A 23,935-nucleotide genomic window follows, 5' to 3' on the forward strand; every position below is an offset into this window, starting at 1 on the left:
TTGCGCCTTTGCGTGATTCTTTTTCTTCAGGCTGTTTCGATCACAGCTTGATACCCAGCCGCATCGAGCAGCGCGTCAACGTCGGCTGCATTGGCCGGCTTCATCTTCCACATCCAGCCGGCGCCGTAGGGTTCGTTGTTGATCGCTTCCGGCATGTCGGCCAGGGCGGGGTTGTTGGCGATGACCTCGCCGGCGATAGGCGCGTAAACGTCCGAGGCGGCCTTGACCGATTCCACCACCGCACAGGATTCCTCGGCGGCGAGCTGGCGCCCAACCTTGGGCAGTTCCACGAATACCAGATCGCCGAGCGCGTTCTGCGCGTGATCGGTGATGCCGATGGTCACGGTTCCATCGGTTTCCAGGCGAACCCATTCGTGGGACTTGGCGTACTTCAGTTCAGAGGGCGTTTGGCTCATGTCGGGCTCGCAGTAAAGGTAAGGATGGAGGCAGATGCGTCGGCAGGCTCAGCCAGCGCCCGAGTCGTCAGGAATCAGGCTTTTGCCGTGGCGCACGAACGGCGGTTTGAACAGGCGGGCAGGCTGCCACACACCGCGGAGCTCCACCTCGCAACGGGGCAGCGTGGTCGGCTCGACTCGCGCCAGCGCGATGGAACGCTTGAGCGTGGGCGCGAATCCGCCGCTGGTGATCTCGCCTTGCGCGCCATCGGCAAAGCGCACCGGCATGTGCGCGCGCAGCACCCCGCGACCCTCGAAGATCAGGCCCACCTGCTGGCGATGTGCCTGCTGCGCCTGGCGCTCCAGTGCAATGCGGCCGATGAAGTCGCGCTCGCCGCTCATCGCCACGGTCCAGGCCAGGCCGGACTCCAGCGGCGTAACCGTTTCGTCCATGTCCTGGCCGTAGAGGTTCATCCCGGCTTCCAGCCGCAGGGTGTCGCGCGCGCCCAGACCGCAGGGCGTGACGCCTTGCTTGAGCAGCGCGGTCCACAGCGCCAGCGTCTGCACCTGCGGCGCCACGATCTCGTAGCCGTCTTCGCCGGTGTAGCCGGTGCGGGCGACGAAAACGCCGTCGTCCTCGCAGGCATTGAACGCCTTGAGCTGGGCGGCCGCTTCGGCCAGGGCTCTGGGCAGCACGTTGTGTACACGTTGCCTCGCCTGCGGGCCTTGCACGGCGAGGATTCCGAGGTCGCGTCGCGGCAGCACGTCCACGCCGTGGATGCGCGCGTGACGGCGCAGCCACTCGATATCCTTATCGGCCGTTCCGGCGTTGACCACGAGGCGAAAGAAATTCTCGTTGCGCAGGTAGACGATCAGGTCATCCAGCACGCCACCGTCTTCGCGGAGCAGGCAGCTGTACATGCCTTTGCCCGGGTTGGCGGGAAGCGCCGCGTCCGGCACTTGCAGCTTGGCCACGTCGTTGGCCAGCACGCGTGACAGAAACGCCCGCACGCGCGGTCCACGCAGGTCCACCGCGCACATGTGAGACACGTCGAAGATGCCGGCGCCGCTGCGCACGGCGTGGTGCTCGTCAAGCTGGGAGGTGTACTGGATCGGCATCTCCCAGCCGGCAAAATCCACCAGGCGGGCGCCCAGATGCTGGTGGCTTTCGAACAAGACGGTGCGTTTGCGCATGCGATCCCGGGCAGCGATGAACTGAATCGTGATCGCTCCTCTGTCTTTCTGGCCGGCGCCAGACCTGAGAGTTCAGCCTGCAATGCTACGGGCTTGCCCCATCGGTGGTTTCGCCTGCGCGAAACGCTCTCCAGAGTCGACCTGCCCGCGTTGCCGCGGACTTCCACGCGCTCCGTTTGCCTGAGCGATTGACGAGCGGGTTTGCGCCTTCGGCGCCATCCCGGGTGGGGATGGACTCTCGCGCGTGGGTTTGCGTCGAGGCTGCAGTGTAGCCCCAGCCCGGTGTCGGCGAAAACCCGGGTCCGCGCCCTTCAGTCGCGCAGGCCTTGCAGGAACTCCAGCAGCAGCGTGTTGGTTTGTCGCGGCCGCTCCTGCTGAATCCAGTGCCCGCAACCCTGCAGGATCGGCGTGCCGCGCAGGTCCTTCAGATATTCCCCAGCGCGCGCGATCGCGTCGCGGCCCCAGATCGTGGCGACGTCGTACTGGCCGCCGATGAACATCGACGGCACCGTCAGCGGTCGACCGGCGACCGCTTCCAGGTGTCGCCAGCTGGCCCCGACGCAGTGGTAGTAACTCAGGCCTCCGGCGAAGCCACTGCGCTGGAACTCCGCGGACAGCACGTCCAGATCCTGTTCGCTCAACCAGGCGGGCAGGGCGGGCGGGGTCACGAAGCGGTCGCGCATGCGCGCGCCGTCGGCCACGCACATGGCGGAATTGCGGATGAACAGCGCTGGGTCCATCGCCGCGAAGTCGATGCCCGCTGCTGAAAGGGCATCGCCCGAAAGGCTGAACATGGCGTCGCGCAGCCAGCCGCGCACGTCGGATTCGATCTCCTCGATGACCGCGTCCATACGGCCGAAATAATCCTGATAGAAACACTGTCCGGGCCCGGCGAGTTCAGCGTGAAGGGCTTCGGGTTCGCGCTCGCCGAAGGGGCTGCCCGGCAGGCCCACCAGTCCGCGTCCGGCGAAGGGCACGCTCATGCCGATCACGCCGCGAAAGATTTCCGGATGCAGCCAGGCGCCGGTCCAGGCCACCGGTGCGCCCCAGTCGTGGCCGATGATCACAGCGCGGGTCTCGCCCAGTGCCTGCACCACGCCCACGGCGTCGGCCACCAGCGCGTCGATGCGGTAGGCCTCGCGCTTCCAGAATTTGGATGACCGACCGTAGCCGCGCTGATCGATGGCCACGGCGCGGTAACCGGCGGCGGACAAGGCCTCGAGCTGATGTCGCCAGGAGTACCAGGACTCCGGGAAGCCGTGCAGCAACAGCACCAGCGGCCCCTGGCCCTGTTCGACGGCGTGGATACGGACGCCGGAGACGTCCAGCAGATGGTGGATACGTGCGCTCATTAGGGGCTCGGGTGGCAGGGGATGCGACAGTTTCGCGGAATTCGCGCGCGATGGCAGTCGGGGAGAATCCCAGCCGCTGCGGCAGGGTAAGGCCTAATTTCGCCAGCTCGGTCGCCATGCCAACATGAGTCTGGCCAATGCATGTGGAGAAGCAGGGTAGTGACCCGCGTGACCCGGAATCCGGTGCAGTGCTGCGTCGTCGGCATTGGGCAGAGCGAGTACACGCGCTGGGGCGGCATCCAGGACCGCAGCCAGTTTCAGGTGACTGCCGAAGCGATCCTGGCGGCGCTGGCCGATGCCGGACTCTCCCCCGCGGACGTCGACGGCCTGGCGTCGTTTTCCAACGATGCCAACGAACCCAACCTGATGCAGGTGGCGCTGGGCATCCCCGAGCTGCGGCTCGCCGCCATGGTGTGGGGCGGTGCCGGCGGCGGCACCTGCGGTGGGATCTCGATGGCGTGCTCGGCGATCCAGACCGGCCAGGCCGATGTGGTCGTCGCCTACCGTGGACTGTGTCAGGGCCAGGGGCGTCGCTTTGGCCGCCACGGACAGGGCCGGGTCAACGGCAACTTCGTCGACCCCTTCGGCGCGCTGGCCCCGCCGCAGATGCTGGCGATGATCGTCCAGCGCTTCATGCACCTGTACCCGATCACGCATGAGCATCTGGCAGAAGTAGCGCTGAATGCGCGCGCCAACGCCAACCGCAATCCGAACGCGGTGATGCACGCCCGCCGGCTCACCCGCGAGGATTATTTTGCCGCGCGCTGGATCGCCGAGCCGCTGCGTCTCTACGACTGCTGCCTGGAGACCGACGGCGCGGCCGCGGTGGTCATCACCTCGCTGGAACGTGCGCGCGATCTGCGCGCGCCGCCGGTGGCGATCCTGTCGTCTGCCCACGGCAGCGGACCGGGTTGGGGTGGCGGCGCGCTGACCAGCCACAACATGCCCGATGAGGACTACGCCTCTACCAACGGTCGTCGTGTGGCGCGCCAGGTGTTCGGCCAGGCCGGGCTGACGCCGGGGGATATCGACGTCGCCCAGATCTACGATCACTTCAGCGGCATGGTGCTGATGACCCTGGAGGACTACGGCTTCTGCGGAAAAGGCGAAAGCGGCGACTTCGTGGCGTCCGGCAAGCTGCGCTGGCCCGATGGCGGAATGCCGATCAACACCGCCGGTGGGCAACTGTCCGAGGCCTACGTGCACGGCATGAACCTGGTCGTCGAAGGCGTGCGCCAGATGCGCGGTAGCTCTACTTCGCAGGTGCCCGGCGCGGCCACCTGCCTGGTCACCGGCGGCTCGGGTGTTGCGCCGACCAGCGCGATGATTCTGGGGAGACTGTGATGGCCTACTTCTCAGACGGCATGCCGCGGCCGGAGCCGAACCGGGACGACGAGGGCTTCTGGCGCGGCTGCGCCGAACAACGCCTGCAGTTCCAGACCTGTGCCGATTGTGGAACCTGCCGCCATCCGCCGATCGCCGTCTGCGCGAAGTGCCGCTCGGTGCGCATCGCCTGGACGCCGACCGCCGGCCGCGCGCAGATCTACACCTACACCGTGATTCACCATGCGGCGCATCCCGCAGTGGCTGCGCGCTTGCCCTACGTGACCGCGGTGGTGAGCTTCGACGATATTCCGGGGGTGCGCCTGCTCACCAACATCACGCATTGCGATCCGGCGAACGTGCGTATCGGCATGGCGGTGGAACTGTGGTGGGACGATCTCGGAGACGGTCTGTTCCTGCCGCTGTTCCGTCCGCCAACAGGCGCGTCTGCGTGACGGGCGACGGCGGCGTGCTGGCGGGCATCCGCGTGCTCGATCTGGGCACCATGGTGGCCGGGCCGGTGGCGGCCACGCTGCTCGGCGATTTCGGCGCCGAGGTGATCAAGATCGAGCAGCCCCGGGGCGGCGATCCGATCCGCCACAACGGGCCGATGTGCGAAGGGCAGGGGCTGTGGTGGTGCACCGAAGGGCGCAACAAGCGTTCGGTGACGCTGGATCTGCGACAGCCGGAAGGCTAGGCCATCCTGCGACGGCTGGCCGCGCAGGCCGACGTGCTGGTCGAGAATTTCCGCCCCGGCACGATGGACCGCTGGGGCCTGGGTTACGAACACCTCAAGACGGTCAATCCACGCCTGATCATGCTCAGCATCAGCGGCTACGGACAGACCGGCCCCAATGCCGATCGCGCGGCCTACGATCGGATCGCGCTGGCCTTTTCCGGTTTCCTGCACATCACCGGCAACTCCGACGGCCCGCCGATGCGGCCCGGCACCGCGATGGCCGACTACATGTCCGCCATCCTGGGCGCGTTTGCGGTGATGCTCGGGCTGTATCACCGTGACCAAATGGGTGGCAGTGGCCAGCAGATCGATCTGGCCCTTTTCGAGGCGGTGTTCCGCTTCACCGATGTGCTGTTCCCGGCGTTCGACAAGCTCGGCGTGGTGCGCCAGCGTCGCGGAAATCTGCACTTTGCCGCCGCGCCGGGTGATCATTTCGAGACCTGTGACGGTCGCTACCTGGTGCTGACGGTGTCCTCGGACGGCGTGTTCCAGCGCCTGGCCGAGGCGATGCAGCAACCCGGCCTGCCGAGCGAGCCGCGCTTCGCCTCGCACGGGCAGCGCTGGGAGCACATCGCCGAGCTCAATCAACTGGTCGCGGACTGGATCAAGTCGCGACCGGTGGCCGAGATCACCGCCAGCCTGGATCGTCACGGACTCGCCTACTCGATGGTCTACAGCGCCGCCGACATCGATGCCGATCCGCATTACGCCGCGCGCGGCACCATCGCGGACGTGCCGCACCGGCAGTTGGGACAGGTGCGTATGCCCGCGCCGCAACCGCGCATGAGCGCCACGCCGGCAGGCGCGATCCGGCAGGCCCCCGAACTGGGGCGGGACACCGATGCCATCCTGGGATCGCTGCTCGGCCTGCAGGCCGAAGAGCTTGAGCGGTTACGCCGCGCGCAGGTGATCTGAGCGGGCGCTTCAACCGGACGCGGTGTGCCGGGCCGCGTCACCAGAATGCTGCAGTGGTAGAGACCAGAAAAATCAGAGGAGAGAAACGATGTCCACGTCACTGGATGCCATCGTGGTGGGGGCCGGCTTCGGCGGCCTGTATGCGCTGAAACGTCTGCGCGACGATCTCAAGCTCAACACCCTGCTGATCGAGCAGGGCGACGGCGTGGGCGGCACCTGGTACTGGAATCGCTATCCGGGCGCCATGTCCGATACCCGCTCGCATCTGTATTGCTACTCCTTCGACAAGGAGTTGCTGCAGGAAGACGAATTCACCGAGCACTACCGTCTGCAGCCGCAGGTGCGCAAGTACCTCGATCACTTCGCCGACCGTTACGAACTGCGTTCCGACATCCGGCTGTCCACCGAACTGACGCGGGCGGTCTTCGACGAGCACAGCGGTCGCTGGCAGGTCGAGGACAACCACGGCGGCCAATACACGGCGCGCTTCATCGTCACCGCGGTGGGCCTGCTGTCGCGCATCAACATCCCGGAACTCCCCGGTCAGAACCGTTTCAAGGGCCAGGTCCTTCACACCGCGCGCTGGCCCGAGGGCACGACCTGCGACGGCAAGCGGGTCGGCATCATCGGCACCGGCTCCACCGGCGTGCAGGTGATCACCGCGATCGCGCCGAAAGTGGCGCACCTCACCGTGTTCCAGCGTTCGCCGCAGTACAGCGTGCCTTCGGGCAACGGCCCGGTGGGGGAAGCCTTCGTGCGCGACGTCAAGAACCGCTATGACGAGATCTGGGCCAGCGAGCGCAACACCCTCACCGCGTTCGGGGCCAAGGAAAGCAGTATCTCGGCCCACAGTGTCAGCGCCGAGGAACGCGAACGCATCTTCGAGGAGGCCTGGCAGGAAGGCGGCGGTTTTCGCTTCATGTTCGGCACCTTCAATGACCTGATTCTCGACGATGAATCCAATGCTTACGCGCAGGAATTCATCCGTCGCAAGATCGCCGCCATCGTCAAGGATCCGGACAAGCGCCAAAAACTGATTCCGACCGATGCCTACGCCAAGCGGCCACTGTGCGACGCCGGCTACTACGAGCAGTACAACCGGCCCAATGTGGATCTGGTGGACATCAAGCAGAACCCGATCACGGAGCTGACCGAGGCCGGCGTGCGCACTGCCGACAGCGTCGAGCACGCGCTGGACATGCTGATCTACGCCACCGGCTTCGATGCCTCCGACGGTAATTATCTGCGCCTGGACATTCGTGGTCGCGGCGGGCTGACGATCCAGGATCACTGGCGCGGCGGCGCGCGCACCTACCTGGGCATCTACAACGTCGACTTCCCGAACCTGTTCATGGTGCTGGGCCCCAACAGCCCCTTCTCCAACCTGCCGCCGGCGATCGAGACCCAGGTCGATCTGATCGCCGAAGTGATCGCCGAATCCCGCGAGCGCGGCAAGCAGGTGATCGAGGCCACCCGCGAAGCCGAGGTCGCCTGGGTGGAGGAGTGCGCGACCTTGGCCAACATGACCATCCTGCCCAAGACGCAGTCGTGGATCTTCGGCGCCAACATCCCCGGCAAGCCCTACACGCTGTCGTTCCACATGGGCGGGCTGGCGTCGTATCGCGGCATCCTCGACAAGGTGCGGGCCGAGCGTTATGCCGGCCTGCGGATGAGCTGAACATGGCCGCCGCCATCGATACCGCCGAAGCACGCCGCGCGCTGGTGCGGGCCACCCCGCGGCAGCTGCTGATCGACGGCCGCTTCGTCGATGCGCTGTCGGGACGCACCCTGGAGACGATCAATCCCGCCACCGGCGAAGTGCTGGCCACGGTGGCCGAAGGCGCCGCCGCCGACATCGACCTCGCGGTTGCCGCCGCACGCCGCGCGTTCGAAGGCGGCTGGTCGATGGTCAAGCCGGTGGAACGTCAGCGCGTGCTACTGCGTCTGGCGGATCTGGTAGAGGCAAATTTCGACGCCCTGGTGATGCTCGACGTGCTCGACATGGGCGTGCCGGTCGGCACCCTGGCCCCGCGCCGCGCGCGGGCGGTGGCGATGCTGCGCTATTACGCGAGCCTTGCGGTGACGGTGCACGGGCACACCATCGACAACTCGGTACCGGGCGAGGTGTTCGCCTACACGTTGAAGGAACCGCTCGGCGTGGTCGGCGCGATCAACCCCTGGAACAGTCCGCTGGTGCTGTCGATCTGGAAGATCGCGCCGGCGCTGGCGGCCGGTTGCACGGTGGTGCTCAAGCCCGCCGAGCAGGCGCCGCTGTCGCCGCTGCGCTTCGGCCAACTTTGTCTCGAAGCCGGCGTGCCGCCCGGCGTGGTCAACGTGGTGCCGGGCTTGGGCGATGCCGGCGCCGCGCTGGCGGCACACCGCGACGTCGACAAGATCGCGTTCACCGGCTCCACCGAGGTGGGACAGTCGATCATCCGCGCCAGCGCCGCCAACGTGAAACGGGTATCGCTCGAACTCGGCGGCAAATCCCCCAACATCGTGTTCGCCGATGCCGATCTCGACGTGGCGGTGTTCGCCAACTGCGGACAGAACTGTTTTGCCGGTTCGCGCCTGTTCGTGCAGCGCGAGATCTACGGCGAATTCCTGCAGCGTGCCGCGGCCTACGCCGGCACCTTGCGCGTCGGTGATCCACTGCAGCGCGACACCCAGATCGGCCCGCTGGTATCGCAAGCGCAACTGGACCGTGTGTGCCGCTACATCGCGCTGGGAAAATCCGAAGGCGCGCGCCTGCTCGTCGGCGGCGAGCGCATGACCTCGCCCGATCATGCGCCGGGATATTTCGTGCAGCCGACGATCTTCGGCGACGTGACCGATACGATGACCATCGCGCGCGAAGAGATCTTCGGGCCGGTGCTGTCGGCGCTGTCGTTCGACACGATGGAAGAAGTCGTGCAGCGCGCCAACGCTAGCGAGTTCGGCCTGGGCTGCGGTATCTGGACGCGCAGCGTGGACACCGCACATCGGATGGCGCGCCGCGTGCGCAGCGGCACCGTCTGGATCAACAACTACAGCCTGCAGGACGTCGCGGTGCCCTTCGGCGGCTACAAGATGAGCGGTTACGGCCGCGAGTCCGGATTCGAGCATCTGGACGAATTCCTCAACACCAAGTCGGTGTTCCTGACCACGCGCTGATGCACGACGCGCATCGAGGAGACGATCAATGGAAAGCCACGACTACGTGATCGTTGGCGGCGGTACGGCAGCGAGCATCGTTGCCTACCGACTGGGCGAGCGCGGGCACAAGGTCTGCGTGCTCGAAGCCGGCCCGGCCGACAGCAGCCCCTACATCCGCATCCCGGTGGGCTGGACCAAGACGCTCAAGGACCCGCGCGTCACCTGGCAGTTTCAGTACCAGGGTTCGGCCGGCACCAATGGTCGTGCCACGCCGCTGGTGCAGGGCCGCGTGCTGGGTGGTTCCAGCGCGGTCAACGGCGCGGTCTACAACCGCGGACAGGCGCAGGATTTCGATCTGTGGGCGGCGCAGGGCAATCCAGGTTGGAGCTATCCGGAAGTGCTGCCCTGGTTCCGCAAATCCGAACACTTCCACGAGCCCGGACACGAGCAGCATCGCGGTGATCGCGGCCCGATGCCGGTCACGGTGACGCCGTGGCGCGCGGTGGTCGGCGATACCTTTCTGCAAGGTGCCCATTCCGTCGGCATCCCCCTCAACCCCGACTACAACGGCGCCGAGCAGACCGGCATCGGCTACGTGCAGAGCAACATCCGCAAGGGCCGGCGCTGGAGCACCGCGCACGGCTTCCTGCATCCGGCACGCAGCCGCTTCGGGGTGCGGGTGATCACCGACGCCACCGTGACGCGGGTGGTGATCGACGACGGCCGTGCCCGCGGTGTGGATGTGCGCATCGGCAACCAGAGCGCGACGCAGCGGATCATCGCCACCCGCGGCGTGGTGCTCTGTGCCGGCGCCATCGGCAGTCCCAAGCTGCTGCAACTGTCGGGGATCGGCCCCGCGCAGGTCTTGGGCAAGGCCGGTATCGCGGTCACCCGCGAACTGCCGGGTGTAGGCGAAAACCTGCGCGATCATTTCGTCCCGCGGGTGATCGTGCGCGGCAAGCCCGACGTGTTGAGCATCAATCAGCGCGTGCGCGGGTTGCCACTGCTCAGCGAACTCCTCAATTGGGCCCTGGGGCGTCCCAGCGTGCTCGCGGTCAGTCCGGTGCTGATCTACGGTTTCTGGAAGTCCCGACCCGAACTGCCGACCGCCGACTTTGCGCTGTCATATTTTCCGGCCAGCTACAAGCTCGGGATGATCGGCCACATCGACGATCAACCGGGTCTGACCTGCGGCGGGTTCGCCTTGCGACCCGAAAGCACCGGGTACGTGCGCGTGAACAGCGCCGACGATCGCGACGCCCCCGAGATCCAGCCCAATTTCCTCGCCCACGAACAGGACCAGGCGGTGACCCTGGCCGCACTCAAGTGCGCTCGCGCGGTGATGCATTCGGCGCCGATGCAGGCGCTGGTGCAGAGCGAACTGCTGCCCGGCGCAGAGGTGCAGACCGACGACGAGTGGATGCACTACGCGCGCCAGTACGGCAGCACCGGATATCACCCGATGGGCACTTGCAAGATGGGCCCGGCCGACGATCCGCTCGCGGTGGTGGACGCGAACCTTCGCGTCCACGGCGTCGAAGGCTTGTCGGTGATGGATGCCTCGGTGATGCCGACGATGCCGTCGGCCAATACCGCGGCCGCAACGATGATGATCGCCGAGAAGGGCGCCGCCGGACTGGACGCAGCATGACGGCCGCCGACAAGACCGATCTGCTCGACGCCGCCTGCACGCAGACGCCTTACGCCTACTTTGATCGTCTGCGCGCCACCGAGCCGGTGCACTGGAACGCGCGCCACCGTGCGTGGATCATCACCAGCCATGCCGCGGTGACAACCGGCTTTCGCGACCGGCGGCTGCTGTCGAACCGCATGAAGAAGCTGCGCGAGAAAGTGGCGCCGGAACAGCAGGACACGGTCGGGCGCACGATGAAAATCCTGGAATCCTGGATGGTGTTCCAGGACAACCCCGAGCACAAACGCCTGCGCGGCGTGGTGCAGAAGGCCTTCACTCCGCAGGTGGTGGCAGGTCTGGAAGGCCGGGTCCGGGAGCTGGCGCGCGAGCAGGTGGCGATCCTCAATCGTCGTCTGGACACGGAGCCCTCAAAGCCGATCGACGTGCTCAACGAGATCGCCTACGAGATCCCGGGCCCGATCATCTGCGGGATGCTGGGCGTGCCGCCGCAGGACCGTCACCAGTTCACCGCCTGGACCGAAGAGGTCTCCAGCATCATCGGCGGCGTCGCCGATGACCCTGATCGCTTCGGCAAGACCCACGCGGCGGTGGAATCGCTGGAGGCCTACCTCAATGCGGTGATCGAGCGCAACGCCGGCAGCACCGGCAGCCTGATGGCGCAGTTGGCGGCGGCCGAGGCCGACGGCCAGCGCCTGACCCGCGACGAGGTCATCGCCACCGGCATCCTGATGCTGTTCGGCGGCAATCGCACCACCTCCTGCATGATCGCCAACGGCGTGCGCGCACTGCTGCTGCATCCGGCGCAGCTCGATGCGCTGATTGCGGACCCGGGCCGGATCAATGCCGCGGTCGAGGAGATCCTGCGCTGGGAGTCGCACACCAAGGCGACTGTGCGGATCGTCGGCGAAGACTTCGAGTGGTATGGGCAGCATCTGAAAACCGGCGACCGCGTGTTCCTGTCGCCGCTGGCGGCCAACCGCGACGACGCGGTGTTCGAGAATCCCGAGGTGTTCGACATCGCAAGGCCCGACGTGGGCCGGCATCTGGCGTTCGGAACCGGCATGCACCTGTGCCTGGGCATGGCCCTGGCCCGCATGGAGTTGCGCATCTTCTTCGCCGAACTGCTCTCCACCCTGCCACGGCTGAAGCTGATCGATCCTCCCAGCCAGTGGTCGCCTTCGATCGTCAGCCGGGTGCAGACACGATTGATGATCGCGGCGCGGTAAGGCTGCGACACCGGCCGGCGATGTCAGGACTGCGCCGCCCGTCCGGCCAGTACCTGCTTGACCAGCGGCGCGCGCTCCACCGCACCCAGGCCCAGGCTCAGCAGGCGTTGCCAGCCGGGCAGGTCCAGGCGGTAGGCGCGATCCAGCGCATCGGTCACCGCCAGCATTTCCAGGTTGTGCGCCTGGCGTGCGCGCTCGTAGCGCTTGAGCGTGCGCAGCGCGCTCCAGTCGCGACCGGCCGCCCTCGCGCTGGTCAGCTCGCGGGCCAGTTGTTCGGCATCGGCCAGGCCCAGATTCAGGCCCTGGCCGGCCATGGGATGGATCAGGTGGGCGCTGTCGCCGATCAGCGCGCAGCGCGGCGCCACGTAGTCGCGGGCGTGCATCAGGCGCAGGGCGAAGCGCAGTCGGGGCGTGGGTTGGCTCAATGCGCCGGCCGCGTTCTGCATCGCTTCGCAGAGGTGGGCGCAGAAGGCGTCGTCGTCCAGCGCCAGCAAGGCCTCTGCGTCGGCGTCGGTAGTGGACCAGACCAGCGAGCGGCGACCGTCGGCCAGCGGCAGCAGGGCCACCGGCCCCGACGGCAGAAAGCGCTGCAAGGCTTGGCCCTGGTGCGGCGTGCCGCTGCGCAGGTGACAGACCACCGCGCTGGATTGGTAGTGCCAGCCCAGGGTGTCGATGCCGGCGGCGTCGCGCAGGCCGGATTGGGCGCCTTCGGCACCGATGGCCAGCGCAGCGGTCAGCACGCTGCCGTCCGACAGTCGCAGCCTGACCGTGTCGTCGTGGAAGGCGATGTCGCTGGCTTCCGCACCACTGCGCAGGCATTCGGCCGGCAGGGTTTGCCACAGGCACTGCGCGATCAGGCTGTGCTCGACGATCCAGCCCAGCACGCCATGGCGGAGACCGGAGGCCTCGAAGTTCAGCCCGGTTGCGGGGTTTCGGTCCCACACCTGCATGCGCGGCATCGGCGCCGCGCGGGTGGCGCAGATGGCTTCCCACACGTTCAGTTCCTGCAGGAATCCGGCGGAGGCCAGCGAAAGGGCGTAGACGCGAGGATCGTATCCGCCAGGGTCGTGACGCGGCGCGCGATCCGCGCGCTCGATCAGTTGCACGGCGAAGCCCTGCTGGTGCAGCGCCACGGCCATTGCCAGGCCGGTGATGCCGCCGCCGATCACCGCAACGTCGCAGCCTGCCGGGTTCGCGCTCATGACCGGAACAGGTCTTCCGGCAATGCGGTCGCCAGACCCAGGTTCTGCTGCAGGATCGCCTGCCGCGCCGGAGTGTCCAGCTCCAGCGCCAGCAGGCCGAGGTGGCGCAACTGGCGCAAGCCCGGCACGGTGTTGGAGAACAGACGCACCAGGCGGTCGGTGAAATCGGAGGCGCGCTGGCGATCCTGGCGGCGTCGTGCCGCGTAATCCGACAGCAGCGATGCGTGACCGGCGTCGGCCGCGCCGCGCAGCACTTCGGCCAGCGCCGCGACGTCGCGCAGACCCAGGTTGAAGCCCTGTGCCGCCACCGGATGCAGGCTCTGCGCGGCGTTGCCGACCAACACCGTGCGTGGTGCGGTCAGCGCATCACTCATCACCCGTTGCAGCGGATAGCTGTGACGCTGACCCAGCGCCAGCAGGCGGCCCAGGCGCTCGCCGAAACGATCCTGCGCGCGCGCCAGGAAGGCGGCGTCGTCCAGCCCCATCCAGTCCGGCAGCTCGGAGGAGGGCACGGTCCACACCAGCGAGCAGGCGTGGCCTTGATCATCGTCCGGCTTGGGCAAGATCGCCAGCGGACCACCGGGCAGGAAGCGTTCGTAGGCGACGCCGTCATGCGGATACTGCGGCCGTATCGCGGTGACGATGGCGGACTGCCCGTAGTCGTGGGTCCGAGCCGACAGGCCGAGCTGCTTGCGCACCGCCGAACGCGCGCCGTCGGCCGCCACCAGCAACTGCGTGTGCAATGGCGGATGCTCCGGCGTGTCCAGAGCGATCTGCACACCGGACTGATCGAGCTCGAAGCGCTGCAGCGAGGCCGGGCAGAACACGGCGACGCCGGTCTGCTCCATGCGCGCCCACAGCACCTGATTGATTGCGCGTAGCGGCGTGTTGTAGCCCAGCGCCGGCAGGCCGGCCTCGGCCGCGGTGAAGCGGGTGGCGCCGAAGCGGCCACGTTCGGAGATGTGGGTGGCGGTGATGGGCGAGGCCTGCGCTGCCAGCGCCTCCCACACGCCATAGCGCTCCAGGATTTGTATTGATGCGGCGTTGAGCGCGATGCAGCGTTCGTCCCAGCCGGGCGGCATTGCGCGCGGCATCTGGGTTTCGATCAGACCCACTCGACGGCCCTGCGCCGCCAGCGCCATCGCCAAGCTGCAGCCGACCAGTCCGCCGCCGACGATGACGACGTCGAAATCCGCGGCCGGCATCGCGGTCAACCGGCCATCAGGCTTTCGATTTCACGCACCGACTTGGGCACGTCGCTGGTCAGGATTTCGTGGCCAGTCTTGGTGATGAGCACGTCGTCTTCGATGCGGATGCCGATGCCCCAGAATTTCTTGTTCACGCCCTTGCTGCCCGGTGCGATGTACAGGCCCGGCTCCACCGTCATCACCATGCCGGGCTCGAACGGACGGTAGCGGCCCTGCAGCTTGTAGCGGCCAACGTCGTGAACGTCCATGCCCAGCCAGTGGCCGGTGCCGTGCATGTAGAACTGGCGATGCTTGTCTTGCGCGATGAGTTTGTCGACCGATCCTTTCAGTAGCCCCAGGTCGACCATGCCCTCGGTGAGCGTGCGGGTGGCGGCTTCGTGCGGCTTTCCGGCCGACACGCCGGGGCGCATCTGTCGCAGCGCCGCTTTCTGCGCTTCCAGCACCACCTCGTAGACGGCCTTTTGTTCGGCGCTGAACTTGCCGCCAACGGGAAAGGTGCGGGTGATGTCGGCGGTGTAGCCAGACAGCTCGCCACCGGCGTCGATCAGCAGCAGATCGCCCTGCTTGAGCTTGGCGTCGTTTTCCACGTAATGCAGGATGCAGGCATTGTCGCCGCCGCCGACGATGGAGCCATATCCGGGCTGCATGTCGTGCGCCTCGAACTCGGCATGGATTTCGGCCGCGATCTGCCACTCGAACTTGCCTGGCCGCGTCGCACGCATGGCGCGCACGTGGGCCTGGGCCGACACCTGACCGGCGCGGCGCATCAGCTCGATCTCCGCTGGACGCTTGAACAGGCGCATCTCGTGCAGCGTGGTTTCCAAGGCCACCACCGTGGTCGGCGCCGCGGCACCGCGCCGCGACACTTCGCGCAGGTGGCGCAGCAGGGAGGCGATGCGGCCGTCCAGACTGGGGAACTCGCCCAGGGTGTAGTGCAGGACCTCGCGGCCGGCCAGCAACTGCGGCAGGCGGGTGTCGAACTCGTCCAGGTTCCAGGCCTGGTCGGCGCCGAAATCCTTGCGCGCGCCAGCCGGGCCGGCGCGGCGGCCATCCCAGATTTCGCGCTCCTTGTCCTTGGGCTGCACGAACAGGGTGTATTCGCCCTCGCCGCAGCCGGGCGCGATTACCGCAATCGCCTCCGGCTCCGGAAACCCGGTGAGGTAGGCGAAGTCGCTGTTCTGGCGAAAGCGGTAGTGGGTGTCGCGCGCGCGGATCACCTCGTGCGCGGCCGGCACGATCACCACCGCATTGCGGCCGATACGGCGCATCAGTTCGGCGCGGCGCGCGGCGTGTTCCTGACGTTGAGCGGGTTTGAGTTTCATGGGTTGGCCCGCATTTCTCACAGGGGGATCGAGCGATGGTCGTACGTCGAGGACGTGCAGGGCGCCGGGGCGGAGCGAAACCGATGGTAGCTCCATCGGTTGAGTGAACCCCAAGCCCTGCGCGCCGCAGACAGGCCAGCGCCGATCCAGCCGGAGAATCTTCCGACGGTCTGTTTCCGAAGCAAACACGAGGAGCGTCGTGAGAATGGGAATGGCATGGGATTCTCCGGCAACCTGTGAGAAATGCGGGCAGGCTCAGTGCACCGTGTCCGAGGGCTCGTCTGCGGCGGGCGGGCGCGGCCGCATTTCCAGGAACAGCAACTGCGCGCCGACGCGCACGTATTCGACCAATTCGCTGTAGGCGTTTTCCTCGGTCTCGGCGTCGCCACTGGCATCGAATCCGGCCTGGGTGAACTCGGAAAAATCGCGCAGGGTCTCGCGCGCCTCGTCGGTCAGACCGCGCAGGTCGAGCTGACGACGGCTGGACAGGCCGTACAGAAAACCGCCGCACCAGGCGGCGAGGGCGTCCACGCGCAGGCTCAGCGGCATGGCATCGTCCGGCAGCAGGGGCTCGAAGCTCATGTCGGTGGATTGCAAATCGTCGCTGGTCTCGTCGCGCAGTCGCGCCAGTCGGGCGTGATCCTCGGCGCCCAGTTTTTCCAGGCCTTCGGCAGCCTCCGCCAGCAGGCTTTCCACGCTCAGGCGCTCGGGCTCGATCACACACAGCGCACCGCACAGCACGCCGTGAAAGTTGGAGGGAATTTCGGTATAGCCCAGGGGACGCAGCAGGTCGGCCAGTTCCTGGTAATCGGGCGCTTCGGTCATGCGAACAAGTATAGGGCCGCGCTCTGCGGCAGGCGTTTCAGACTGTCACGGTCGAGGTCGCCGCACGGGCTGCGCGTCGGCGCAAGGCACGCGCAAAGCCCCAACCCATCAGCACGATGGTCGCGCCGGAAACCACAAACACAGTCTGAAAGCCGACGCGATCCACCAGCAGCGCCGCGCCCAGCACGCCCAGCGATTGGCCGAGGAACAGGCAGGCGCCGAACAGCGACACTGCAGTGCCGCGCAGTGCCGGCGCCATCTGGGTGGCGTGGGTCTGCAAAGTGGAATGCAGCATCACGAAGCCGAGCCCCGCCACCGCACAGGCCGGTGCCGTCCAGCCCCAGTGCGGGGCAAACGCGATCGCCAGATAAGCCAGCCCGAGCAGGCTGGCGCCGCCCGACGCCAGCCCCGCTTCACCCAGGCGCGCGATCAGCCAGCGCGCGCTCGCGGTGTAGGCCAATCCGCTGAGAGCGAACAAGGCGACGATCGCCGCCGCCCAGTTCAACGACAAACCAAAGCGGTCGTGCAGATAGGACGGAATGAACGCCATCGCGGTAAACGCGAACGCGCCTTGCAGCAACGTGATGGCCAGAATGGCGCGCGCCCAGGGCACCGACAGCACGCTGGCGACGCCGCGGGCAAAGCCGGGCGTTCCTGCAGGCCGCGCCAGCGGACCGCGTGCCGGCGTCATCGGCAGCATGCAGGCGGCGACCACGAGGAACATCGCGGCAATCATCGCGAAGGCCCAGCGCCAGCCCAGCGACTCCGCCAACAGACCCGAGGCCCACTGGCCGAACGCGGTGCCGAGCAGGGTGGCGGTCATGATGTGCGCCAGAATTTCCTGGCGCCGCTCGTAGCTCACCGCGTCGCCCACCCAGGCCAGCGTCATCGGAATGATGCCGGCGGCGGCGGCGCCCGACAGGGTGCGTGCCCACACCAGTGCGCCGAGGCTGTCGGAGACCGCAGCCATGACGTTGGTGGCCACACAGGCGGCAACGCCGAACGCGATGACGCGAAATTTTCCGTAGCGGTCCGCCAGCGGCCCGTAGACCAGCTGCAGCAGGCCGTAGGCCACCGCGTAGGCCGAGATGGTGCGCGCGGCATCGCCGGTGCTGGCCGCGAACGTCTGCGCCAGCATCGGCAGCAACGGGTCGCAGGCACGCATGGCCGCCATGCTCATGAACGTGGCGAGCGCCAGCACGATCAGGCCGTGGCGGTCGAATTGGGCTGCAGCAGCTGCCGACATCGGGCCTCAGGCTTTGATCGGCGCGGGCGCCGTTGCCGTCAGCCCTGGGGAGGATCGTTGCGGCGTTAGCGGGTGAGCGTGTCCTGGCATGGCCGAAGACTACCCGAGTCGGTCCGAGGTCGGCGGGATCGTCTCAGCCGGCGTCGCCGGCGGCGGTGATGCGGTGTGCATACCGATTCCGCGGGCTGCTGCGTTCAAGCCATGACTGCCCCGTGTCCACCTGCGACGACCGGTTCAGTTTCGCGTGCCGCCCGGACCGCGATACCCGACGAAGGAGCATCGACCATGGTCACCACCGCCCCGCTCTGGAGCTATGGGCAGGACATCGCATTCACCCGACCGACGCGCAGCGTCCACACGGTCTACCTGCATTGTTCGGCCTCGGATGTGGCCAGCCACGACGACGTGTCGGTGATCAAGGCCTGGCATCTGGAACGCAATTTCGGCGATATCGGTTACCACTACTTCATCAACAAGAATGGCAACGTCCAGGCCGGCCGCGCGCTGGAGAGCATCCCGATCGCGCAGGCGCCGCACAACACCGGCTCGATCGCGATCTGCTGCCACGGCCTGGCCGAGGCCAGTTTCACCGCCGAGCAGTACACCACGGTGATCAAGCTGTGCACCGCCATCCGCGACGCCTACAGTCCCAGCCAGATTCGCTTTCGCGGCCATTGTGAGGTGTCCACCAAGACCTGTCCGGTCTATCACTACAGATCGGTGCTGGGTCTGAACGCCAACGGCTACATGACCGGCAGCACCACGATCACGCCGCCGCTGTCGACACCGCCGCCGGCCGCCGGTGCGGGCTCGGCCAGAGCCACCACCGGCGCCACCCGGATGCTGGACCGCGGCCCGCCGGTGCTGGTGGTCAAGAACCTGCTGCGGTGGAATGGAATCGCCGTGAATGCACAGACCGACCTGTTCGACCAGGCCACCTTCGAGGCGGTGCTCAGTTTCCAGCGTCTGGCCGGCATCGACGTCGACGGCCAGGTCGGGCCGCAGACCCGCACCGCCCTGAGCGCGGGCGGCAACCGGGCGCGACTGCTCAAGCTCGGCACCCAGGGCGAGGATGTGCGTGCCCTGCAGCGATTGCTGGGACTGCACCAGATCGTGGTGAGCGAAAACGGCAGGTTCGACGTGGATACCGGCGGCGGTGTGGTGAGCTTCCAGCGTCGCAAGGGTCTGGTCGCCGATGGTGTGGCCGGCGCCATGACTCGCGCCGCCTTCTTCAAGTGAGACTTTCGCCTATGTTCATGCCTGCCCGCGGATCATCCTTGCTGGCCGCGCTGGTCCTTTTCGGCGCGCTGCTGGGCGCCTGCGGTAAGCCGGAACGCGATGCATCGGTGTCCGGCGCCGGGCCTGCGCTGCAGCCGCAAGCTCAGACACCGGACTCAGACGTCGCCCCGGCTGCCGTGTCCGGCCTCGAAGCCATCGCACCCCTGCGCTGTATCGGGACCGAACCCTACTGGCGCATCGACATCGCTGCCGACGGCAGCGCAGTCTGTGCCGACGACTGCGAGGTCGACGACGTCCTGGCCGCAGACGATCTGGTGGTCGCCAACGACGCTACGCAGCGGTACGCGCTGGCTCTGATGAGGCCTGATGGGCAGCCGTTCGCGCAAATGAGCCTGACGCACAGCGGCCAATGCAGCGATGGCATGTCCGATTTTCGCTACGCGTACGGCGTCACCGTGGCGCGTCCGGATGCCCCGGTCTGGCAGGGGTGCTGCAACCGCATCGACACCGCCGCGGAGCTGCGCTGAGGATGCTTTCCAAGACGGTAGATGATGCGGTGGTGCGCTTCGCCGCGCGTCGTTCGGACGCCCGATCCCGCGAGCGGGAGCCGGCATCAGCGTGGATCGCGCCGCCGCTTTTCCCTGTAGACCTCGCCGCTGAAATCCAGGTGCACTTCCACCGGCTCGCCCCAGGGATTGCGGGTGTGAATCTCGTAATGGCGATCATGCAGCTTGACCTGTTCCATGCCGCGGTAGCCGAGCGCTTGCGTCAGCGACTGCGGCGGCAGGGTGGTGGGCGCATCGGCATCGGCAGGGCCAGCCGGATCGATCACGCGACCGCCCGGCGGCACCGACCGTCGGTCCCGCCCTGACGCGGTTTCCAGTACCTCGCCGTCGGCACGGATCAGCATGCGCGCCTCGAAACGGCCACGCTGAAGTTCGCCGATCACGCTGACGCGCTCACCCTCCTGCAGCGGTCGCTGAGGCGCCTGCAGGCGGCCGGCGTCCACCAGCACGCGGCCGCTGGCGTCTTCCAGGATGAAAGCATCGCCGTAGCGTTCGCGGATCTCGCCTTGCACGCGCAGGCCGCTCGCCGGTGAGACTCACCGCTTTTGAAGCGCAGGTGCTCACCCATCTCATGCGCGATCCCGAGCCGGTGGTGGCGCGCCCTACGCCTGCGTGCGCCGCTTCAGCGCGCCCGGCGATCCGCGTGCGCTGGAACTGCTGTCGGCCGCGCCCGCGGCCCCGGCATGGCAGGGGACGACTGCGCGCGCTGCTGCGCGGCGAGCGGCTGGACGAATCCACGCCCGGCCACGGCCTGGGTCTGTCCGTCGTCCATGAACTGGCGCGGCTCTACGGTGGCGAACTGCGACTGGCGCGATCCAGCCTGGGCGGACTGTCCGCCCAACTGCGACTGCCGCTGCGCTGACGCAGGCCGGGGATATACTTTCGCGCATGCGACCGGCACGACTTCCCCTACTGTCCGCCCACGAATACCTGGATGGAGAGCTGCGCTCCGAGTTGCGGCACGAGTACGTGGCCGGGCAGGTGTTCGCCATAGCTGGGGCAGGTCGCCGTCACGGCGAGATCGTCGTGAACCTGGGCAGCGCCCTACATCGCGCGGCCCGTGGCGGAGCCTGCCGCGTGTACGTCGCCGACATGAAAGTGCGCATCGACGCCGCCGACATCTTCTACTACCCGGACATTTTGGTCGGCTGCGATCCCGCCGACGATCACGAGTATTACTCGCGCGCACCGTGCCTGCTGGTGGAGGTGCTGTCCGACTCCACCGAGCGTGCCGATCGCGGCGAGAAATGGCAGAACTACCGCCTGCTGCCCTCGCTGCGCGAATACCTGCTGGTAGACAGCCGGAGGATCGCGGTGGAGGTCTACCGGCTTGGCGACGGTGGCTGGACCTGCGAGCCGCTGAATCCTGAAGAGGCGTTCGATAGCACCTGCCTGGGATGCTCGGTGCCGTTGCAGGAGATCTACGCCGGCTTGCGTTTCGACGACCGCGCCTGAGCGTGGCGGAACCGCAGCGTTTCCGGCCGTTACAGGCGCACCCAGTGCTCGCCGCCCGCGCCCCTCACCGCGGCCACCGGTACGGGGCGATCGAAGCTCACCAGGCGCGCGTCGTGACGCACGGCCAGGGCCAGCAGGTAGGCATCGGTGAGGTGGGCCGGCAACAGCACGCGGGTCCAGTCGATCAGGCCGGGTTCGAACAGACTCAGGTCGTCCGCTCAGAACGTGTGCGAAGGATGCGCCAACGCCTCACCCAGACGCAGCGCGGCCTCCGCCACCGGCACCGCGTTGGGATAGCGCGGCTGCGACAGGATTCGCACGCAGCCGTTCTGGGTCAGCGGACACGATGCCCAGCCCTGTTCGACATGGCTCGCAAACCAGCGCCGCGCCAGACCGTGATGGACATGCGCCGCGTCGAGCAAGGCGATCAGGACGTTGACGTCCAGCAATGCCCGCATCAGATGCCTTCGTCTTCCCGTAGCCGGTCGATGGCCTCGTTGGTCACCAGCTTGCCGCGCGCCGACAGCGGCCGGAATCCGTACCGCGCGGCCGGTTCGGCGATGCCGGCGGGTGCGGGTTGCGTCAGCGCCTGACGCAGCAGGCGCGACAAGACCTCGCCCAAGGTACGTTTCTCCTGCCGCGCCATGGCCTTGGCTGGGCTTGGCGGAGGGCAAGAGCGACCCATTTTTGCATGACGTATCGCTGGGCTCAGGACCCGATGGCGGGACGCGGGCCCGGCCCGGCCCGATCTGCGGCGTCGTAGAGGCTGGCCTCGCGCGTCTCCGGCATGGCCACCGCAAACAGCAGCAGCGCGCTGGCGGCGATGACCGTCAGCCAGGTAAACCCGGCGGCGTAGCTGTCGAAATGATCGACCACCATGCCTGCCATGGTCTGGCTGAGAAAAAAACCCACCATGTGCGCGGCGTTGATCAGCCCCAGGGTGACGCCGTAGCGGCCGGTTCCGCGGGTGAGATCGGCCACGATCAGCACCCACGTCACCCTGAAGATGCCGGCGCCGATGCCGTCCAGCGCCTGCACCGCCAGCAGCCTTGCCGGCTCGTCGCTGACGGTGTAAAGCAGGCCGCGGATCGGCAGCGCAGCCAGGCCGATCAGGAAGTTCGGCTTGCGGCCTCACAGGTCGGCATAGGGGCCGGCGAACATTGCGACCGGAATCATCACCAGTTGCGCCAGGATGATGCAGGCGCTCATCCACAGCGAGGCGCCTTGGCCGTCGGCGTTGGCGGTGAGTTCCTGGCCGACCAGCGGCAGCATCGCGACGTTGCCGAAATGGAACAGCAGCACGGTCAGCGCGAACACCGCCACGCGGCGGTCCTTGAGCACATCGAGCATCGGTCCGATCTTCATGCTGCCGCGTTCGTCGCGCTGCGCGCCACGGGCGATGACCGGATCGACCTCGCTGGTGCGGATCATCATCTCCGAGGCAATCGACAACAGGCTCCACAGGCCCACCACCCAGAAGATGTACTCGCGGGCGATGAAGTGCCCCACCGCGCCGGCGATGGAAGTTCATCCAGTCCAGGCCGCGACGGCTCCGGGGGCTGAGGGCGGTGCTCCTGGCAGTCGATCCGAATCAGGATGGCGTTGCGGGTGCTGCGGGGCGAAGCCGCGGAACGCCGAAGTGAATCAAGGAAACCGTCGTGTCCCGGCGACGGCCGCTACCAAGGCCGGTCAGCGCAGCGGCAACGTGCCGCTGACCACCAGCCAGCCCACCGCCAGACTCATCGACAGCAGGGTCACCGGAATGCCGACGCGGGCGAACTGCATGAAGCCTAGCGCCAGCCCGTGCCGACGCGCGCTTTCGGCCACGATCAGATTCACCACGCTGCCCACGATCAGCAGGTTGCCGGCCAGGGTGGACAGCAGCGCCAGTGCGACCAGGGCCTGAGCGGGCACTTGCGGCCACACCTGCAGCAGCAACATGACGAAGGGCACGTTGCCGATCAGATTGCTGCCCAGCAGCGCCACGCCGGCCAGGCTCAGCGCGCCCTGCGGAAGCTGTCCACTGGCGGCGAGCTGGGCCGCCTGCTCGCGCGCCCAGGGCAGTTCGCCGGCGGCGCCGGTGACGACGAACAGGCCGGCGAACAGCAGCAGCAGACTCCAGTCCACCGCCGCCAAATACTCGCGGCTGGACTGCCGGCGCGAGGCCATCACCAGCACCGCCACCAGCAGCGCCGACAGCTCGCGCGGCAGCGGCGTGGAGAACAGCAACAGCAGCGCAACGATGGCCAGCCAGGGCTTCCATGCAGGTGCGCGCTCGGGCGCAAGCGCCGCTACGGCATCCGTCGGCGCTGCGGCCGGCGTCCAATGTCCGCGCCACAGCCAGGCGATGACGGCGAACACGCTCGCCAACGCCAACGCCGCCGGCACGATGCTGGCCGCCACGTAGCCCCAGAAATCCAGTCGCCCGGCCTGGCCGATGAGGATGTTCTGCGGATTGCCGATCAGGCTCGCTGCCGATCCGGCGTTGCAGGCGCAGGCCAGGGCCAGCAGGTAGGGCACCGGATCGCGACCCTGCGCGCGCAGGCTCAGCAACAGCACCGGGGTCAGCGCAAAGGCGACGATGTCGTTGACCAGGATCGCGGACAGGCCGCCACCCAGCAGCACCACCGTCGCCAGCAGGTGCAGCGGGCGTTGCGCCAGGCGCGCCGCCGCGGTACCGGCGCGCTGGTAGACGCCGGAAAACTCGAACTGCGCGGACACCACCATCATGCCCAGCAGCAGCAGCAGTGCCTCCCAGTCCAGCAGCCGACCGGCCTGCTGCAAGGGCACCGCACCGCTGGCCAGCAGCAGCACGGCGGCGCCAAAGGCGATCCAGGCGCGATCCACCTGCAGCCCGGGCAGGCGGCCGATCGCCATGCCCAGGTAGGTCAGCACGAAAGCGCCGCCGATGAGAATGCTGGTTGTCACCTCTGGACCCT

Annotated in this window: 22 protein-coding genes, 3 pseudogenes and 2 riboswitches; of the genes and pseudogenes, 11 read left to right on the forward strand and 14 right to left on the reverse strand. The window is 67.5% G+C overall.

Annotated elements, in window-relative coordinates; all coding sequences use genetic code 11:
• Positions 1-26: 26 nt before the first annotated feature.
• The 3 genes from gcvH to ACOOHP_RS21705 all read right to left on the reverse strand — a co-directional run bounded on the left by gcvH (position 27) and on the right by ACOOHP_RS21705 (position 2,941).
• Positions 27-416, reverse strand: coding sequence for a glycine cleavage system protein GcvH (gcvH, locus tag ACOOHP_RS21695; RefSeq protein WP_420468539.1), 390 nt, complete (start codon positions 414-416; stop codon positions 27-29).
• 48 nt (positions 417-464) lie between these two features.
• Positions 465-1,589, reverse strand: coding sequence for a glycine cleavage system aminomethyltransferase GcvT (gene gcvT, locus ACOOHP_RS21700; protein WP_420468540.1), 1,125 nt, complete (start codon positions 1,587-1,589; stop codon positions 465-467).
• Between the two features lie 30 nt (positions 1,590-1,619).
• Positions 1,620-1,733: riboswitch (glycine riboswitch) on the reverse strand.
• A gap of 14 nt (positions 1,734-1,747) precedes the next feature.
• Positions 1,748-1,842: riboswitch (glycine riboswitch) on the reverse strand.
• Between the two features lie 58 nt (positions 1,843-1,900).
• The gene (locus tag ACOOHP_RS21705; protein WP_420468541.1) at positions 1,901-2,941 is read right to left on the reverse strand and encodes an alpha/beta hydrolase; all 1,041 of its coding nucleotides are present in this window, start codon (positions 2,939-2,941) and stop codon (positions 1,901-1,903) included.
• A gap of 159 nt (positions 2,942-3,100) precedes the next feature.
• Here ACOOHP_RS21705 and ACOOHP_RS21710 point away from each other — a divergent pair, with 159 nt between their 5' ends.
• The 7 genes and pseudogenes from ACOOHP_RS21710 to ACOOHP_RS21740 all read left to right on the forward strand — a co-directional run bounded on the left by ACOOHP_RS21710 (position 3,101) and on the right by ACOOHP_RS21740 (position 11,933).
• On the forward strand, positions 3,101-4,285 hold the full coding sequence (locus ACOOHP_RS21710; RefSeq protein WP_420468542.1) for a thiolase C-terminal domain-containing protein: 1,185 nt from the start codon (positions 3,101-3,103) through the stop codon (positions 4,283-4,285).
• Complete coding sequence (locus ACOOHP_RS21715) at positions 4,285-4,719, forward strand: Zn-ribbon domain-containing OB-fold protein (RefSeq protein ID WP_420468543.1); 435 nt, start codon at positions 4,285-4,287, stop codon at positions 4,717-4,719. Before ACOOHP_RS21710 ends, ACOOHP_RS21715 begins: the two co-directional genes overlap by 1 nt.
• A gap of 14 nt (positions 4,720-4,733) precedes the next feature.
• A pseudogene (locus tag ACOOHP_RS21720) lies at positions 4,734-5,918 on the forward strand (CaiB/BaiF CoA transferase family protein).
• An 88-nt stretch (positions 5,919-6,006) separates the two neighbouring features.
• Positions 6,007-7,596, forward strand: a complete 1,590-nt coding sequence (locus ACOOHP_RS21725; RefSeq protein WP_420468544.1) for a flavin-containing monooxygenase — start codon at positions 6,007-6,009, stop codon at positions 7,594-7,596.
• A gap of 2 nt (positions 7,597-7,598) precedes the next feature.
• Complete coding sequence (locus ACOOHP_RS21730; RefSeq protein ID WP_420468545.1) at positions 7,599-9,071, forward strand: aldehyde dehydrogenase family protein; 1,473 nt, start codon at positions 7,599-7,601, stop codon at positions 9,069-9,071.
• A 28-nt stretch (positions 9,072-9,099) separates the two neighbouring features.
• Positions 9,100-10,704, forward strand: coding sequence for a GMC family oxidoreductase (locus ACOOHP_RS21735; protein ID WP_420468546.1), 1,605 nt, complete (start codon positions 9,100-9,102; stop codon positions 10,702-10,704).
• The gene (locus ACOOHP_RS21740) at positions 10,701-11,933 is read left to right on the forward strand and encodes a cytochrome P450 (protein ID WP_420468547.1); all 1,233 of its coding nucleotides are present in this window, start codon (positions 10,701-10,703) and stop codon (positions 11,931-11,933) included. The genes ACOOHP_RS21735 and ACOOHP_RS21740 overlap by 4 nt, the downstream gene beginning before the upstream one ends.
• Before the next feature lie 23 nt (positions 11,934-11,956).
• Here the strand turns inward: ACOOHP_RS21740 and ACOOHP_RS21745 are convergent, their stop codons facing one another.
• The 5 genes from ACOOHP_RS21745 to ACOOHP_RS21765 all read right to left on the reverse strand — a co-directional run bounded on the left by ACOOHP_RS21745 (position 11,957) and on the right by ACOOHP_RS21765 (position 17,736).
• Positions 11,957-13,135 (reverse strand): UbiH/UbiF/VisC/COQ6 family ubiquinone biosynthesis hydroxylase, encoded by a 1,179-nt coding sequence (locus ACOOHP_RS21745; RefSeq protein ID WP_420468548.1) that lies wholly within the window; start codon positions 13,133-13,135, stop codon positions 11,957-11,959.
• On the reverse strand, positions 13,132-14,340 hold the full coding sequence (gene ubiH / locus ACOOHP_RS21750) for a 2-octaprenyl-6-methoxyphenyl hydroxylase (RefSeq protein ID WP_420468549.1): 1,209 nt from the start codon (positions 14,338-14,340) through the stop codon (positions 13,132-13,134). Before ubiH ends, ACOOHP_RS21745 begins: the two co-directional genes overlap by 4 nt.
• A gap of 5 nt (positions 14,341-14,345) precedes the next feature.
• Entirely contained in the window at positions 14,346-15,665 is a 1,320-nt protein-coding gene (pepP, locus tag ACOOHP_RS21755) for a Xaa-Pro aminopeptidase (protein ID WP_420468550.1), read from the reverse strand.
• Between the two features lie 255 nt (positions 15,666-15,920).
• A complete protein-coding gene (locus ACOOHP_RS21760; protein WP_420468551.1) occupies positions 15,921-16,490 on the reverse strand; it encodes a UPF0149 family protein in 570 nt (189 codons plus the stop codon).
• Positions 16,491-16,527: 37 nt separating this feature from the next.
• Positions 16,528-17,736 carry an MFS transporter gene (locus ACOOHP_RS21765; protein ID WP_420468552.1) on the reverse strand — a complete coding sequence of 403 codons (1,209 nt, stop codon included), beginning with the start codon at positions 17,734-17,736 and terminating at the stop codon, positions 16,528-16,530.
• Between the two features lie 285 nt (positions 17,737-18,021).
• Between ACOOHP_RS21765 and ACOOHP_RS21770 the strand changes: the two genes are divergently transcribed.
• Positions 18,022-18,975 (forward strand): peptidoglycan-binding protein, encoded by a 954-nt coding sequence (locus ACOOHP_RS21770; protein ID WP_420468553.1) that lies wholly within the window; start codon positions 18,022-18,024, stop codon positions 18,973-18,975.
• 11 nt (positions 18,976-18,986) lie between these two features.
• Positions 18,987-19,502: a hypothetical protein gene (locus tag ACOOHP_RS21775; protein WP_420468554.1), complete on the forward strand. Its 516-nt coding sequence runs from the start codon at positions 18,987-18,989 to the stop codon at positions 19,500-19,502.
• Positions 19,503-19,588: 86 nt separating this feature from the next.
• Here ACOOHP_RS21775 and ACOOHP_RS21780 read toward each other — a convergent pair whose 3' ends face one another.
• Positions 19,589-20,053 carry a hypothetical protein gene (locus ACOOHP_RS21780; protein WP_420468555.1) on the reverse strand — a complete coding sequence of 155 codons (465 nt, stop codon included), beginning with the start codon at positions 20,051-20,053 and terminating at the stop codon, positions 19,589-19,591.
• 17 nt (positions 20,054-20,070) lie between these two features.
• Here ACOOHP_RS21780 and ACOOHP_RS21785 point away from each other — a divergent pair, with 17 nt between their 5' ends.
• Positions 20,071-20,403, forward strand: a complete 333-nt coding sequence (locus tag ACOOHP_RS21785; protein WP_420468556.1) for an ATP-binding protein — start codon at positions 20,071-20,073, stop codon at positions 20,401-20,403.
• 26 nt (positions 20,404-20,429) lie between these two features.
• Positions 20,430-20,996: a Uma2 family endonuclease gene (locus ACOOHP_RS21790; protein ID WP_420468557.1), complete on the forward strand. Its 567-nt coding sequence runs from the start codon at positions 20,430-20,432 to the stop codon at positions 20,994-20,996.
• Between the two features lie 29 nt (positions 20,997-21,025).
• Here ACOOHP_RS21790 and ACOOHP_RS21795 read toward each other — a convergent pair.
• The 5 genes and pseudogenes from ACOOHP_RS21795 to ACOOHP_RS21815 form a co-directional block, all read right to left on the reverse strand.
• A pseudogene (locus tag ACOOHP_RS21795) lies at positions 21,026-21,454 on the reverse strand (TA system VapC family ribonuclease toxin).
• The gene (locus tag ACOOHP_RS21800) at positions 21,454-21,618 is read right to left on the reverse strand and encodes a hypothetical protein (RefSeq protein WP_420468558.1); all 165 of its coding nucleotides are present in this window, start codon (positions 21,616-21,618) and stop codon (positions 21,454-21,456) included. The pseudogene ACOOHP_RS21795 and the gene ACOOHP_RS21800 overlap by 1 nt, the downstream one beginning before the upstream one ends.
• Before the next feature lie 86 nt (positions 21,619-21,704).
• Positions 21,705-22,115 (reverse strand): annotated as a pseudogene (locus ACOOHP_RS21805) (MFS transporter); the annotation flags it as partial.
• 12 nt (positions 22,116-22,127) lie between these two features.
• Positions 22,128-22,505, reverse strand: coding sequence for a hypothetical protein (locus tag ACOOHP_RS21810; RefSeq protein ID WP_420468559.1), 378 nt, complete (start codon positions 22,503-22,505; stop codon positions 22,128-22,130).
• Positions 22,506-22,685: 180 nt separating this feature from the next.
• Positions 22,686-23,924 (reverse strand): SLC13 family permease, encoded by a 1,239-nt coding sequence (locus ACOOHP_RS21815; protein ID WP_420468560.1) that lies wholly within the window; start codon positions 23,922-23,924, stop codon positions 22,686-22,688.
• Positions 23,925-23,935 lie beyond the last annotated feature (11 nt).

It is taken from the genome of Panacagrimonas sp. (assembly GCF_965216805.1).
In the GTDB taxonomy this organism is placed as follows: domain Bacteria; phylum Pseudomonadota; class Gammaproteobacteria; order Nevskiales; family Nevskiaceae; genus Panacagrimonas.